The organism is Arthrobacter sp. FW306-07-I (assembly GCF_021800405.1).
In the GTDB taxonomy this organism is placed as follows: domain Bacteria; phylum Actinomycetota; class Actinomycetes; order Actinomycetales; family Micrococcaceae; genus Arthrobacter.
This window is the reverse complement of sequence record NZ_CP084550.1, coordinates 58,582-72,238: the sequence shown is the minus strand read 5'-3', so window position 1 is coordinate 72,238 and position 13,657 is coordinate 58,582. Positions and strand designations below refer to the sequence as shown.

Below are 13,657 nucleotides of genomic sequence, written 5' to 3'. Positions count from 1 at the left end.
CGCCGCGGGCTGCAGCCCGCCCGGCAATGTGCTGAAGCCTTGCTGGCTCCGGCGCCTATGTGCTTACTTGCCTACTTGCTCGGCGTGGGCGACGCGGAGGCGCCCTGTTCGGCCTTGGGCAGGTACTGCTCGGGCATCGGGGAGCCCGGGAACCACTTCTGGTAGAGCTTTTTCCAGGTCCCGTCCTCCATCGCAGCTGCCAGTCCCTTGTTCAGGGCTTCCTTGAAAGCGGTCTTGCCCTTGGCCACGGCGAACCCGGCCGGGGCGTCGAAGGACGGAATGTCCGCGGCGCTGACCAGGCCGTGCTGTTCCTCGTAGGCTTTCGCTGCCTCGTAATCCAGGAAGTGTGCATCCACCGTGCCGCTGTTCACTGCGGCAATGGCGGTGTTGTTGTCCGGGAACCGCACCAGGCTGGCAGAGGTGAAGTTCTTCACCGCGTAGGCTTCCTGCAGCGTGCCCTGCACCACGCCCAGGCGTTTGCCGGCCAGGCCGTCCACACCGGTGATGCCGGAATTCTTGGTGGTGATCACCGTCAGGTAGCCGGCCAGGTAGCCGTCGGAGAAGTCCACGGTTTCCTTGCGCTTGTCCGTGATGCCGATCGCGGCCACGCCGGCGTCGAACTGCCCGTTGGCAACTGCGGCAAGGAGGCCGGAGAAGTCCTGTCCGGTGAAGACCACGTTGTCCACACCGGCCCGGTGGGCCACATCCTTGAACAGTTCCACGTCGAAGCCGGTGAAGTTACCGGAAGCGTCGGCGAAGGTGTAGGGCTTGGAGTCGCCCAGGCTGGCAACGCGGATGGTACCAGGCTGGATCAGGCCGTAGGGGTTGTTTTCCGTAGTGGAAGCTGCGGAGGTGGAGCTGCAGCCGGAAAGTGCCAGTACCGCTGCAAGTGCGGCGGCGGCAAATCCGGCCGGGCGGAGGTTCTTTTTCTTCACAGCGTTGTCCAATCGTTGGGAGGGAGGCGGTGCTGTCAGGGCCGCCGAAGAAAGTCGCCGATGCTCTTGTTGAGTCCGGTCTCACACCCTAGGATTGAGACCGGACTCACATCGATGGATAGAAATGTAGCTGAAGTCACAGGGGCCGTCAACAGCCCCTCGAAAGGTGAAGATGAAGGCTGAAGGAGCACGACGGCGGGACGTCACCGTTGCCGACGTCGCCAAGGCTGCCCAGGTTTCCAAGGCCCAGGCCGCGCGGGCACTAGGGAATTACGGGGCCGTCAGCGAGGATGTCCGCGAACGCGTCCTCGCTGCTGCCGAGGCGCTTGCCTACCGGCCTAATGAGCTTGCCCGCAGCATGAACACCGGGAAGTCACACACCATCGGGGTGGTTGTGGGTGATATCGAAAACCCGCACTTTGGCTTGGCCACGCGGGGAATCACGGACACCGCAAAGAAGGCCGGCTACAACGTCATCCTGGTCAACACGGACGAGGACCGGGCTGCCGAAGTGGATGCGGTCCGGGTCCTGCTGGACAAGCGCGTGGACGGTCTCATCGTCGCTCCTGCGTCATCGGTGGACACCGGACACCTCCAGGAAGTGCACCGGTCGGGACGGCCCTTGGTCTTCATTGACCGCACGGCCGGTGACATGCCGGTGGAGACCATGGCCGTGGACATGGCACGGATTTCCCGGGAAGCCACCCAGTACCTGCTGGATGCGGGGCACCGCCGCATCGCCTTTATTTCAACGCTGACGACAGACGCTCCCTACACGGCCGGGATGGCGCTTGGGTCTTCCCAGATCGCTGACCGCATCGAGGGCATGCGGGAGGCTTACCTTGACTCCGGGCTGGATTTTCCGGAGGACCTGGTCCGGCTGAATGCAGGCGACGAAGACTCCATTCGGAGCATTACGCGTGAGGTGCTGCGGGGGCCGGACCGGGCCACCGCCGTGGTGGCGTCCGACGGTCTGATCGCCCTGAGCGTGGTGGAGGCCATCCAGGAACTGTGCCTGTCCATTCCGGGCGACGTGTCATTCCTGATGTACGACGACTTTGCGTGGACCAGGCTCACAAGCCCGCCTCTGACCGTCATCGCCCAACCGGTCTACAACATGGGGGTGGCAGCAGCCAAGGCACTGATTCGGCAGATGGAGGGGCTGCCTTCCGCCGCCCCCGCGCAGTTCACGGCCACCCTGGTGCGGCGGGGGTCGGTGGGGCCCTGCCCGGAAAGGTCGGCGAACGAGCCGGAGTTGGAAGCTGTGGATCGTTAGCTCCGCGATCCACAGCTTCCTCTTGTTGTTTCAGTCAGCCCCGGCGGGCGGGCTTGTCGAAGCGCCACCCCTCTGACCTGAGTTCGGGAATGATCTGGTCGACGGCGTCGACTGTTTGGCTCCTATCGCCGCCGCCGTCATGCATGAGGACTACCGCCCCGGGGGTGATGCCCTCCCGGAGGCGGCGGACCAGTTCCGGCGTTCCCGGCGGCTCCCAATCTCCGATGGCCAGGCGCCACCCGAGAGGCTGCATCCCCATGTCAGCGGCTACCTCCGGCGTCTGTCCCCAGCTGCCGTAAGGGGCCCGGAAATAGTTGATGGTGGCATCCGGAACGGCGTCGCGGATGACGGCACTTGTCTCTTCCAGGTCCGCCCTGATCGCCTCGGTGCTCCACGTGGACATGTCGTCGTGGTACATGGTGTGGTTGCAGAGCGTATGCCCGGCGTCAGCTATCTGCCGGACGATTTCAGGGTGCTGCTTCACGTGGTCACCCCAAAGGCAAAAGGTCGCCTTCACGTGGTGCTTCTCCAGCACGGCAAGCAGCTTGGGTGTGTTGACAGGATCGGGGCCGTCGTCGAAGGTCAGGCTCAGGTAATTGCCGTCGTGCCGGGTGGAGTCGACAACGGCCGGCGTTGCCTGGTCCGCAAGGGCAGGAGCCGCAGTTGCAAGCCCCGCCGGAACAGCGGCGGCTGCCGCCAGGGCGATGGCAGCCAGGGGCAGCACAGTCTTTGGCATCAGATCGAGACGTCGTGGTGGCATCTTCATTGCTACCTCTTCAGGTCACAGGAACTTCCGGAAACTTCCGGAATTTGAACAGCGTAGGGAGCTGTCCGGAGCCACGTCAAGGGTTGTTGGGGGAACTGAGCCGAAGAGGAGCAATCACTGCCGGCGTGGCGGCGCCGTGCTCTCCCGGGGGACGAGCCTCGTGGCCAACTCCACGCGTGGACTCTCCACGCCTTCACCCTGCAGCATCCTGAGGATGGTGCGCGCGGCGAGCTTGCCCATTTCGGCCAGCGGTTGCCGCACGGTCGTCAGAGGCGGAGAGGCCCAGCGGGCTTCCGGAAGGTCATCGAAGCCCACCACACTGATGTCTTCCGGCACGCGGAGCCCGTTTTTGCGGACCGCCTCATACACACCCAATGCCATCTGGTCACTCGCAGCGAACACGGCAGAGGGCCGGTCGGCCAATTCAAGGAGCCTGCAGCCAGCGCGGAAACCCGACTCGTAATCGAAGTCCCCCTCCACTACAAGGGCAGGATCAAAGGCAATGCCGGCAGCATCAAGGCCTGCCCTGTAGCCGTCCAGCCGGGCCCGGCTGCACCACAAGCCCGGCACACCGGCCACGAAGCCGATCCGCCGGTGGCCCAGACCGGTGAGATGCTCGGTGGCACCGACAGCCCCCATCCAGTTGGTTGCGCCGATTGTGGGCACCTCCAGGTCAGGGACGCCGGCAGGATCGACCACCACAACGGGCACGTCCAGGCGCTGCAGTTCCGCTTGCAGGAAGGGATCGAGGTCGGTAGTGACGAGTATGGCACCGTCGGTCGCCCTGGCGCTGAGGTTGTCCAGCCATTGCCGCGTGGACGTTGTGCCTGCCCTGCGGTGGATGGCCGACACCACCGTGGATGCCCCGGCTTCATTGGAAGCTTCCTCCACACCACGGATGATTTCAACGGCCCAGGGGCTGTCCAGGTCGTTGAAGACAAGGTCGATAAGGCCCGACCGTACCTCCGGACGGACGCCCCTCCGCTTGTAACCGTGGTCGCGCAACAAGTTTTCCACCCGTTCGCGGGTACGTGGCGAAACGTCTCCACGCCCGTTCAGCACGCGGGAAACGGTGGGTACCGAGACGCCGGCTTCCGCCGCGATCGCGGAAATTGTGACTGCCGGGCGTTGGGTCTCGCGCACGCATTTCCTCCTGCTTTCGCTGCAAGTATAGGCCTTCACAAATACGCGGATCCGAAACTTTCTGCGAAAACCCTTGACGCAGCGCTGAGAAGATTCCTAAGTTACAACGACGCGGTTCCGGAATTTTCCGGAACCGCGGGTCGGCTTCCCCACCCGATCCACTCGTACCTCAAAGGAGAGCTCTCAATGAAGGTTGCCAAGACTCTCGCCGCTGCAGTGCTTGCCTCGGCGTTCGCCCTTCCCACGGCACTACCTGCCCTGGCCGGCGGGAACGACACCCCGCAGCCGCCGGGACTGGCCAAGCAGGACACCCTGCGCTGGGCCGCGCCAAAGGATTTGCGCATCGGTACCGCCGTCGCCGGCGGCGGCCACCACGAGACCATGCCGTACCCCAATCCCTTCACCTTCGACCAGCAGTACCGCAGCGTCCTGGCCTCCGAGTTCAGCTCGGTCTCACCGGAAAACCAGGCAAAGTGGGAATTCATCCACCCGCAGCGGGACCAGTACCGTTTCGCAGAGATGGACGCGATTGTGGAATTCGCCCAACAGCACGGACAGGTGGTCCGGGGCCACACGTTGTTCTGGCACAGCCAAAACCCGGCCTGGCTGGAGCAGGGCAACTTCAGCAAGGAGGAACTCCGGTCCATCCTTAAGGACCACATCACCACTGTTGTTGGCCGGTATGCGGGCAAGATCCAGCAGTGGGACGTCGCCAACGAGATATTGAACGGTGACGGCACATTGCGGACCTCGGACAATATTTGGATCCGCGAACTTGGCCCGGAGATCATCGCCGACGCCTTCCGGTGGGCGCATGAGGCTGATCCCGCCGCCAAACTTTTCTTCAACGATTACGGCGTAGAAAGCATCAACCCGAAAAGCACCGCGTATGTGGCCCTCATCTCCAAGCTCCTCGCAGAGGGCGTGCACGTGGATGGCTTCGCGGTCCAGGGCCACCTCAGCACGCAGTACGGCTTCCCGGGTGACCTGAAGGCGAACCTCCAGCGCTTCGATGACCTCGGCCTGGAGACGGCGGTGACGGAAATCGATGTCCGCATGAACATCGCTGCCGGGACCAAGCCCACGGAGGCGCAGCTGGCAAAGCAGGCAAGCTACTACCAGCAGGCGCTCGAAGCATGCCTCAATGTCGAAGACTGCAAGTCCTTCACAATTTGGGGCTTCAACGACAAGTACTCGTGGGTTCCCGTCTTCTTCAGCGGTCAGGGTGAAGCTACGGTGATGTGGGAGGACTACACGCGCAAGCCCTCGTACTACGCACTGCAGTCCACCCTTCTTCAGGCGAACCCCGGCGGCGGCGCCCGCGACGCCCACCACCCCGCCTACCAGCAGTAGCGATTCCCGGAAGAGCTGGAGCGGTCTGGGAACACCTGTTTCCAGACCGCTCTGCTGTTCCTGTTACCAAGCTTCCGAAGCCGGTGGCGGTAACTCTCGAATCCCTGAAAGGAAACCCCATGGAAACGTTGCAGTCCCTCATTGTCGAGGCCACCACCCGCTCGGAGGTTGATGAGAAGCTCAACGCCTCCTGCAACGGTTATCGATGCCCGCCAATGGCGGGGCCCCCGGCTGCAGTGGCCAGGTTGAAGTAGGAGCGGGCATCCGGCGGGCGGATGTCAGCGACCGCATCAGTGAAGATCCGCATCGGGTGCGGCGTGTACGGACGCTCGGCGATGGCGTCCAAGTCCAATTCGATGCCCAAGCCAACGCCCTCGGGGATGAGAACATCACCCTCGTCCGTCAATTGGAGGCGCTCATTCGAGATCTCGCTGCGCCAAGGCACGTCCGTCGCCATGATCTCCAGGTAGCGGAAGTTGGGCAGGGTGGCGCCCAGTTGCAGGGTGGCGGCAGTACTGAGCGGGCCGCTGGGGTTATGCGGTGCGAACGGAACGTAATGCGCGGCCGCGAGGGTGGAAATGAACGAAAGTTCCAGGAGGCCGCCGGCGTGGGTGACGTCGGGCTGGACGTAGTCAACGGCGTTGCGGGCCAGGGCAGGAATGAAAGTATTCCGTCCCATCCAGCGCTCTCCCGCTGCAATGGGGACGGGGGATTTGCTGCGAACCTCGATGAGCGCATCGATCCCATCAGGCGGGCACGGCTCTTCGAAGAACACCGGCTGGAACTGCTCGATTTCACGCGCCACCCGGATCGCTGTGGGCACATCGAACCGGCCGTGTCCTTCGATGAAGAGTTCAACATCATCACCGACCGCCTCCCGGACAGCGGCGACGGGTTCGAGCATGCGCCGCAGGTCCCGTGGCTCCAGGATGAGGTCGGCCGCCTCGAAGGGGTCCCACTTGAGTCCCCGGAAGCCTTGCGCAACTGTCTGGACGGCCGCCTGGGCAAAATCTTCAGGGGTTTTGGCGCCGGAAAACCAGCCGTTGGCGTAAGCGCGGACCCGGTCACGGACCTGTCCGCCCAGCATGCGGTGGACTGGCACATCCAAGGCGCGGGCTGAGACGTCCCACATCGCCATTTCAAGGGCACTTAGCGCGGTCATCGACACAGGTCCGCCGCGCCAGTACGCGTCGCGGTTTACCTCGTAGATGGTTTGCGTGATTCGAGTCGGATCCTTGCCCCGGACCGCGTCGGCCAGGACCGCCACGGCTCCGCGGACTGCATGTTCCTGGCCCTCAAGGGTGGCCTCCGCTATCCCGGTAAGGCCCTCATCGGTGCGCAGCCGGACGAAGACCAGGTTGGTCCGGTAAAAGTCCACGACCACAGTGTCCAGGTTGGTGATTTTCATATGTCCGCGTCTTTCGTTGGAGGCAGGGCTCAGTGGGTTCAGTCAGGCCGCCGGCGGGGCGGTGGATTCGCGGACGATCACTTGGGTGGCCAGCTCCACGCGGTGGGAATCCAGCACCTCGCCCTGGGCCTGGCGCAGGAGTGACCTCAGTGCGGCCCTGCCCATCTCTTCAAGGGGCTGGGCCACCGAACTCAACGAGGGGACGGACTGCTCGCCCTGGTTCGTGCCGTCAAAACCGATGAGGCTCATGTCCTCCGGAACCCTGATCCCGTGGTGCCGCGCCTCGCTGAGGACACCCAGGGCAATGGAGTCGCTGCCGGCAAAGATGGCCGTTGGGAGGGAGTCCAGCTTCAGCAGCTCTTTGAATCCGCTAACTCCGCCCTCGGTGCGGAAATGGCCTCCGGACACCACGTACTGAGGGTCCACCGCGATGCCTTGCGCCATCAGGGCAGCCATGTACCCATGCAGCCGCGCCTGGTTGCACTCCGAGCCCTCGATTCCGCCGATGTAGGCGATGCGGCGGTGACCGAGTTCCAGCAGGTGTTCGGTGGCCGCCTTGCCGCCCGCCCAGTTGGTTGCGCCAACACTGACCACGTCCGCGGAGGGCGGGTTGAGCGGGTCGATCACCACAACCGGGATCTGGCGCCGGCGGAAGGCATGCAGTTGTGCCTCGCTGAATGCCGAGGTCACCACGATCATCCCCGCCCTGCCCTCTTCGAGCATGCGCTGGGCCCGGCGTTCCGGGGTCTGCCGGCCAGGTGTGGACCTGCCTGTCACACTCACCAGGATTTCGACGTCGGCACCGGCGGCGAACTGCAGGATGCCGTTCAGTACCTGGATGGTGTAGGCGGAATCGAGCACGTCGATCACCACTTCGACCACGGTCCCGCTTTCCGCGGCCGCCCGGCGCTGCACCGGCGACTGGTAACCCGCCTGCTCAAGCACGGCAAGGATCCGCGCCCTGGTTTCAGGTGCTACATCGTCACGGCCATTGACCACCTTGGAGACAGTGGGCGCTGAGACTCCTGCTTGCCTGGCCACGGTTGCGAGCGTGGGTTTGGTCCGCTCCGGCAATTTGGTCGTCATGGGTTCGCAATCTTTCGAAGGTGGGAAGTGCATTCATTCTGAGGAACAGGCACTTCGTCCGTCAAGGTTTGGTCAAATTAGGCTGTTTCTCCAAAAATATCCTCTACGATCCCTTGACTACGGGGGTTTTTGCCGCTTTAGTTTACAGCGTGACTTATATCACCGTTCGAAATGTTTCGAACGAACGTCGGAGCTGACGCCCCGTACCTCGACAGCAAATTCACAATGGAGAAGCAATGAAGCAACCCCAGACCTCACGGCGCTCTTTCCTCGCCCTCGCTGCCCTTACTCCCTTTGCCGTTGCCGCAACCTCTGCCTGCGGCACGTCAGGTCCGGGTGCCTCCAGCGGCAATGGTGGCGCCAGCATGTGGTTCCTGTCCGGTGAGCCGAACCAGACCAACATGCAGAAGGCTGTCGATGCCTTCAACCAGGCAAACCCGGACAACAAGATCGCGATCACGTTCTTCCAGAACGACGCCTACAAGACCAAGATCAAGACCGCGATTGGCGCCAACCAGGCACCCACCATCATCTACAACTGGGGTGGCGGCACGCTGAAGACATACGCCGAGGCAAACCAGGTTGAAGACCTCACCAGCTGGCTGGATTCCGAACCGGACTTGAAGAAGAAGTTTTTCCCCTCCACCTTCAGTGCCGCCACGGTCAACGGCAAGATCTACGCCCTGCCCAACATGTACGTCGGTCCGATCGTCCTGTTCTACAACAAGGAACTTTTCCAGAAGGCCGGCGTCACGCCGCCCAAGTCCTGGGACGACGTCATGTCCCTGGTCAAGACCTTCAACGGCATGGGGGTGGCACCCTTCTCCCTGGGCGGCCAGTCGCGCTGGACTTCCATGATGTGGCTCGAATACCTGCTGGACCGCATCGGCGGACCCGACGTGTTCAAGGCAATCTTCGAAGGCAAGCCCAATGCCTGGATGGACCCGGCTGTGATCGAAACCGGCACCAAGATCCAGGAACTGGTCTCCGCCGATGGCTTCATCAAGGGCTTCTCCTCCATTACGGCCGACTCGAACGCGGACCAGGCCCTGCTGTACACCGGCAAGGCCGCCATGATGCTGCATGGTTCCTGGACGTACGGTCCGATGAAAAAGGACGGCAAGAACTTCGTCCAGGACGGCAAGCTGGGCTTCGTCCAGTTCCCCTCAGTTCCCGGCGGCAAGGGCGACCCCAAGAACGGCGTCGGCAACCCAGCCAACTACCAGTCAATCTCCGCGAAGGCCAGCGACAAGGAAAAGGAGTCGGCCAAGAAGTTCCTCAAGGACGGCATCATGACGGACGCGATGATCGACGCGTACATCAACTCCGGTTCGGTCCCCATTGTCAACGGCATCGAGAGCAAGCTGAACACGTCCCCGGACAAGGATTTCCTCAACTTCGTTTACGACCTGGCTAAGAACGCCCCCAGCTTCCAGCAGTCCTGGGACCAGGCACTGAGCCCCACCGCCGCCGAGGCCCTGCTGAACAACATCGACCAGCTGTTCCTGAAGTCGATTACGCCGCAGCAGTTTGCCGAGAATATGAACGGCACCCTCGGGAAATGAGTAACGCCGTCTCCACCGCCCCGGGGCCCAGCGTCGGCGTCAGGAATTCCAAGCAGACCGAACAGCGCAAGGCCGCGCTGGCATGGCTGACCATTCCTGCACTGTTCTTCTTCCTGGTGTTCGCCGTCATCCCGCTGGCTGGTGTGCTCATCCTCAGCTTCACCAGCTGGGACGGCATCGGTGCCATCGGGGCGGCGGGACTGGACAACTGGTTCTCCGTGCTGGCAGATCCGGGGCTGTACAACGCCCTGGGCCTGACCTTCCTGATCATGATCGTCTCCTGGCTGGTCCAGACGCCCATCAGCCTCCTGCTGGGCGTCTTCACCGCGGGAAGCCAGCGCTACCGGGCGGTCCTGGCCGTGCTGTACTTCCTGCCCCTGCTGCTGTCTTCAGCCGCCGTCGCCATCGCTTTCAAGGCGCTGCTGGATCCCAACTTCGGCCTGGCAACCGGCCTCGGCCTGCCGTTCCTTGCCCAGGACTGGCTGGGTGTCCCGCAGTTGGCCCTCGGCCTGGTCATCTTCGTCATCGCCTGGCAGTTCGTGCCGTTCCACACGCTCATCTACCAAGGCGGTGTGCGGCAGATCCCGAAGTCTTTGTACGAGGCGGCCCAGATCGACGGGGCCGGGACCATCAAGCAGTTCTTCCACATCACCCTTCCGCAGTTGAAGTACACGATCATCACCTCCTCCACGCTGATGGTGGTGGGTTCACTGACCTACTTCGACCTGATCTTCGTCCTCACCGGCGGCGGGCCCGGAAACTCCACCCGCATCCTGGCCCTGGACATGTACCTCCGCGGCTTCCGGGCCAACCTCATGGGTCCGGCCAGCGTCATCGCCGTCATTCTCGTCATCATCGGCCTTGCACTCGCTTTGTTCCTCCAGCGCCTTGGGGGCAAGGACAAGCAGGGCAGCCAATTGGAAGGTTTGTAGGGTGAGCACCGTCCTGAAAAGCAATACCCAGGAAGCCCGCACCGGGTCGCTTGGCAGCACTGCAGCCGCCAAGCGGGGACTTGGCACCAAGCTTCGGGGCCTCAATATCCCCGGTGGCCTGGGCGGCTGGATCTGGCTGGCCATCATCATCCTGCCCGTCTACTACGTGGTAATCACCAGCCTCAAGACGCAGGCCGGCTACTTCGGCCAGAATCCGCTGGCCATCCCCACCGAGCCCACGCTGGAGAACTACCAGCTGGTCCTGGAGGCGGACTTCGCCCAGTACTTCATGAACAGCGCCATCGTCACGCTCGGTTCCGTGATTCCCACGGTGCTGATCTCATTTATGGCATCGTTTGCCATCGTTCGCGGCGCCGGCAGGTTCCTGAAGCTGGTCAACGGTATGTTCCTGATGGGGCTGGCCATCCCGCTGCAGGCCACGATCATCCCCATCTACCTGATGATCATCCGGCTTAACCTGTATGACAGCCTGCTGGCGCTGATGCTGCCGTCCATTGCCTTCGCCATTCCGCTGACGGTGCTGATCCTGTCCAACTTCATCCGCGACGTCCCGAACGAACTGTTCGAGTCCATGCGGCTGGACGGCTGCAGCGAGTGGCAGACCATGTGGCGGCTGGCCCTGCCCCTGACCCGGCCGGCCATTGTGACGGTTGCCATCTACAACGGGTTGCATGTCTGGAACGGGTTCCTGCTTCCGTTGGTTCTTACCCAGAGCCCCAGCCTGCGTGTCCTGCCCCTGGGCCTGTGGACCTTCCAAGGTGAATTCAGCGTCAACATTCCTGCCGTTCTCGCCTCCGTGGTGCTTAGCACACTGCCCATCCTGGTGCTTTACGTCGTCGGCCGGCGACAGCTGCTCGCAGGCCTGACCGCCGGCTTCAGCAAGTAACGCCCCGGAATTTACCGAAAGGACTTTCAACATGACCACCGCCAAGCCCCTGCGGGTCGGAATGGTGGGCTACGCCTTCATGGGTGCAGCCCACTCCCACGCCTGGCGCACCGCGCCCCGGTTCTTCGACCTGCCGCTGCAGCCACAGCTCACCGCGGTGGCCGGCAGGAATGCCGACGGCGTCCGTGCCGCCGCGGACAAGCTGGGCTGGGACTCTGTTGAGACTGACTGGCGCCGCCTGATCGAGCGCGACGACATCGACCTCATTGACATCTGCACTCCAGGGAACACCCACGCCGAGATCGCCATCGCCGCCCTGGAAGCCGGCAAGCACGTGCTGTGCGAAAAGCCGCTGGCCAACTCCGTGGACGAGGCTGAGCGGATGACGCTCGCGGCGGAAACGGCCGCAAAGAACGGCGTCTTCTCCATGTGCGGCTTCAGCTACCGCCGCACCCCGGCACTGGCACTGGCCAAACGGTTCGTGGAACAGGGCAGGCTCGGCGAGATCCGCCACATCCGTGCCCAGTACCTGCAGGACTGGCTCTCCGACGCCAACGCCCCCATGACCTGGCGGCTGGACAAGAGCAAATCCGGGTCCGGCTCCCTGGGTGACATCGGAGCCCACAGCATCGACGCGGCGCAGTGGGTCACGGGCATGAACATCAACGGGGTATCCGCAATGCTGGAGACCTTCGTCCGGGAACGCCCGCTTGCGGGCGACATGGTGGGCCTGGGTGGCCACGGCGACCTGAGCGACGACGCCCCGCGCGGGCAGGTCACTGTGGATGATGCGGCCATCTTCAGCGCAAAGTTCGACGGCGGCGCTTCCGCAGGTGCCATCGGCGTCTTCGAAGCCACGCGCTACGCCCTGGGCAGGAAGAACGCCATGCGCCTGGAGGTCAACGGCACCAAGGGTTCCCTCGCCTTCGATTTCGAGGACATGAACGTCCTGTCCTTCTATGACGCGGCGGAGTCCCCGGATGCGGGCTTCCGTCGGATCTTCGTCACCGAGCCCGAGCATCCCTACGTGGGGAACTGGTGGCCCACCGGCCACGGACTGGGATATGAACACGGCTTCACCCACCAGGTGGTGGACCTCGTCACGGCCATCGGTGAAGGACGCCAACCGGAACCATCCTTCGCCGACGCCCTGCAGGTGCAGCGGGTCCTCGCCGCGGTGGAGTCCAGCGCCGCCAACTCCAGCCAATGGCAAAAAGTCTGAGCAACGTACGGCTTCGATCAAATAGGAACTCACATGACACGACCAATCACGCTCTTTACCGGCCAGTGGGCCGACCTGCCCTTCGAGGAGGTGGCGCGGCTTGCCGGCGAATGGGGCTTTGACGGGCTCGAAATCGCCTGCTGGGGCGACCACCTTGACCCCCGCCGGGCCGCCGAGGACGACAACTACCTCCAGGGCCGTCTGGACATCCTCGAAAAGAACAACCTCAAGGTGTTCGCCATCGCCAACCACCTGACCGGACAGGCCGTGTGTGACGATCCCATCGACGAGCGCCACCGGGACATCCTGTCGGCAGAGACCTGGGGCGACGGCGAGCCCGAAGGGGTGCGCCGCCGGGCAGCGGAGGCCATGAAGGACACCGCACGGGCGGCTGCCCGCCTCGGGGTGAAGACAGTAACGGGTTTCACCGGCTCCTCCATCTGGAAAGCCGTGGCCATGTTCCCGCCGGCCTCGCAGGCAATGATCGACGCCGGCTACCAGGACTTCGCCGACCGCTGGAATCCCATCCTTGACGTCTTCGAGGAAGAGGGTGTCCGGTTCGCCCTGGAAGTCCACCCGTCCGAAATCGCCTACGACTACTGGACCGCCAAGCGCACGCTTGAAGCCATCGGGCACCGCGAGAGCTTCGGCCTGAACTTCGACCCCTCCCACTTCATCTGGCAGGACCTGGACCCGGTGATGTTCCTGCAGGACTTCGCAGACAAGATCTTCCACGTTCACGTGAAGGAATCCGTCCGCCAGCTTGACGGCCGCAACGGCCGCCTGGGCTCGCACCTTGCCTGGGCGGACCCCCGGCGCGGCTGGGACTTCGTCACGGCAGGGCATGGCGATGTGCAGTGGAACCGCATCTTCCGGACCTTGAACGCCATCGGCTATGAAGGTCCCACCAGCATCGAATGGGAGGACGCCGGGATGGACCGGCTCATCGGCGCCCCGCAGGCGCTGGCCATGGTCCAGGAACTGGCCCGGATCGCCCCGCCGGCAGCTGCCTTCGACGCCGCCTTCGCCAGCCGCTGACCATGCTTCGCCGGCACCAGCCGGCA

At 63.6% G+C, this 13,657-nt stretch carries 12 protein-coding genes; 7 read left to right on the top strand and 5 right to left on the bottom strand.

Features of this window, described 5'->3' with window-relative positions; translation table 11 throughout:
* Nucleotides 1–71: 71 nt before the first annotated feature.
* Nucleotides 72–935 carry an ABC transporter substrate-binding protein gene (locus tag LFT46_RS00365; protein WP_236820901.1) on the bottom strand — a complete coding sequence of 288 codons (864 nt, stop codon included), beginning with the start codon at nt 933–935 and terminating at the stop codon, nt 72–74.
* Between the two features lie 172 nt (nt 936–1,107).
* Here LFT46_RS00365 and LFT46_RS00360 point away from each other — a divergent pair, with 172 nt between their 5' ends.
* The gene (locus LFT46_RS00360; RefSeq protein WP_236820900.1) at nt 1,108–2,211 is read left to right on the top strand and encodes a LacI family DNA-binding transcriptional regulator; all 1,104 of its coding nucleotides are present in this window, start codon (nt 1,108–1,110) and stop codon (nt 2,209–2,211) included.
* Between the two features lie 34 nt (nt 2,212–2,245).
* Here the strand turns inward: LFT46_RS00360 and LFT46_RS00355 are convergent, their stop codons facing one another.
* A complete protein-coding gene (locus tag LFT46_RS00355) occupies nt 2,246–2,947 on the bottom strand; it encodes a polysaccharide deacetylase family protein (protein WP_236820899.1) in 702 nt (233 codons plus the stop codon).
* A gap of 144 nt (nt 2,948–3,091) precedes the next feature.
* On the bottom strand, nt 3,092–4,120 hold the full coding sequence (locus LFT46_RS00350) for a LacI family DNA-binding transcriptional regulator (protein ID WP_236820898.1): 1,029 nt from the start codon (nt 4,118–4,120) through the stop codon (nt 3,092–3,094).
* 186 nt (nt 4,121–4,306) lie between these two features.
* Between LFT46_RS00350 and LFT46_RS00345 the strand changes: the two genes are divergently transcribed.
* The gene (locus LFT46_RS00345) at nt 4,307–5,473 is read left to right on the top strand and encodes an endo-1,4-beta-xylanase (protein ID WP_236800446.1); all 1,167 of its coding nucleotides are present in this window, start codon (nt 4,307–4,309) and stop codon (nt 5,471–5,473) included.
* A 199-nt stretch (nt 5,474–5,672) separates the two neighbouring features.
* Here LFT46_RS00345 and LFT46_RS00340 read toward each other — a convergent pair whose 3' ends face one another.
* The gene (locus tag LFT46_RS00340) at nt 5,673–6,881 is read right to left on the bottom strand and encodes a mandelate racemase/muconate lactonizing enzyme family protein (RefSeq protein ID WP_236820897.1); all 1,209 of its coding nucleotides are present in this window, start codon (nt 6,879–6,881) and stop codon (nt 5,673–5,675) included.
* Nucleotides 6,882–6,923: 42 nt separating this feature from the next.
* Nucleotides 6,924–7,967 (bottom strand): LacI family DNA-binding transcriptional regulator, encoded by a 1,044-nt coding sequence (locus LFT46_RS00335; RefSeq protein WP_236800444.1) that lies wholly within the window; start codon nt 7,965–7,967, stop codon nt 6,924–6,926.
* Nucleotides 7,968–8,203: 236 nt separating this feature from the next.
* Here LFT46_RS00335 and LFT46_RS00330 point away from each other — a divergent pair, with 236 nt between their 5' ends.
* Genes LFT46_RS00330 through LFT46_RS00310 form a run of 5 tightly spaced genes read left to right on the top strand, consistent with a single transcriptional unit; the run spans nt 8,204 to nt 13,631 of the window.
* Nucleotides 8,204–9,532: an extracellular solute-binding protein gene (locus LFT46_RS00330; protein WP_236800443.1), complete on the top strand. Its 1,329-nt coding sequence runs from the start codon at nt 8,204–8,206 to the stop codon at nt 9,530–9,532.
* Nucleotides 9,529–10,464, top strand: coding sequence for a carbohydrate ABC transporter permease (locus tag LFT46_RS00325; RefSeq protein WP_236800442.1), 936 nt, complete (start codon nt 9,529–9,531; stop codon nt 10,462–10,464). The genes LFT46_RS00330 and LFT46_RS00325 overlap by 4 nt, the downstream gene beginning before the upstream one ends.
* 1 nt (nt 10,465) lies before the next feature.
* Nucleotides 10,466–11,371, top strand: coding sequence for a carbohydrate ABC transporter permease (locus tag LFT46_RS00320; RefSeq protein WP_236800441.1), 906 nt, complete (start codon nt 10,466–10,468; stop codon nt 11,369–11,371).
* Between the two features lie 31 nt (nt 11,372–11,402).
* Complete coding sequence (locus tag LFT46_RS00315; RefSeq protein ID WP_236800440.1) at nt 11,403–12,593, top strand: Gfo/Idh/MocA family protein; 1,191 nt, start codon at nt 11,403–11,405, stop codon at nt 12,591–12,593.
* A gap of 33 nt (nt 12,594–12,626) precedes the next feature.
* Nucleotides 12,627–13,631: a sugar phosphate isomerase/epimerase family protein gene (locus LFT46_RS00310; protein ID WP_236800439.1), complete on the top strand. Its 1,005-nt coding sequence runs from the start codon at nt 12,627–12,629 to the stop codon at nt 13,629–13,631.
* The last annotated feature ends 26 nt before the right edge of the window (nt 13,632–13,657 follow it).

Coding starts and splice junctions, on each gene's coding strand:
- LFT46_RS00360 (WP_236820900.1), top strand. CDS start 1,108: ATGAAGGCTGAAGGAGCACGACGGCGGGACGTCACCGTTGCCGACGTC.
- LFT46_RS00355 (WP_236820899.1), bottom strand. CDS start 2,947: ATGCCAAAGACTGTGCTGCCCCTGGCTGCCATCGCCCTGGCGGCAGCC.
- LFT46_RS00345 (WP_236800446.1), top strand. CDS start 4,307: ATGAAGGTTGCCAAGACTCTCGCCGCTGCAGTGCTTGCCTCGGCGTTC.
- LFT46_RS00340 (WP_236820897.1), bottom strand. CDS start 6,881: ATGAAAATCACCAACCTGGACACTGTGGTCGTGGACTTTTACCGGACC.
- LFT46_RS00335 (WP_236800444.1), bottom strand. CDS start 7,967: ATGACGACCAAATTGCCGGAGCGGACCAAACCCACGCTCGCAACCGTG.
- LFT46_RS00330 (WP_236800443.1), top strand. CDS start 8,204: ATGAAGCAACCCCAGACCTCACGGCGCTCTTTCCTCGCCCTCGCTGCC.
- LFT46_RS00325 (WP_236800442.1), top strand. CDS start 9,529: ATGAGTAACGCCGTCTCCACCGCCCCGGGGCCCAGCGTCGGCGTCAGG.
- LFT46_RS00315 (WP_236800440.1), top strand. CDS start 11,403: ATGACCACCGCCAAGCCCCTGCGGGTCGGAATGGTGGGCTACGCCTTC.
- LFT46_RS00310 (WP_236800439.1), top strand. CDS start 12,627: ATGACACGACCAATCACGCTCTTTACCGGCCAGTGGGCCGACCTGCCC.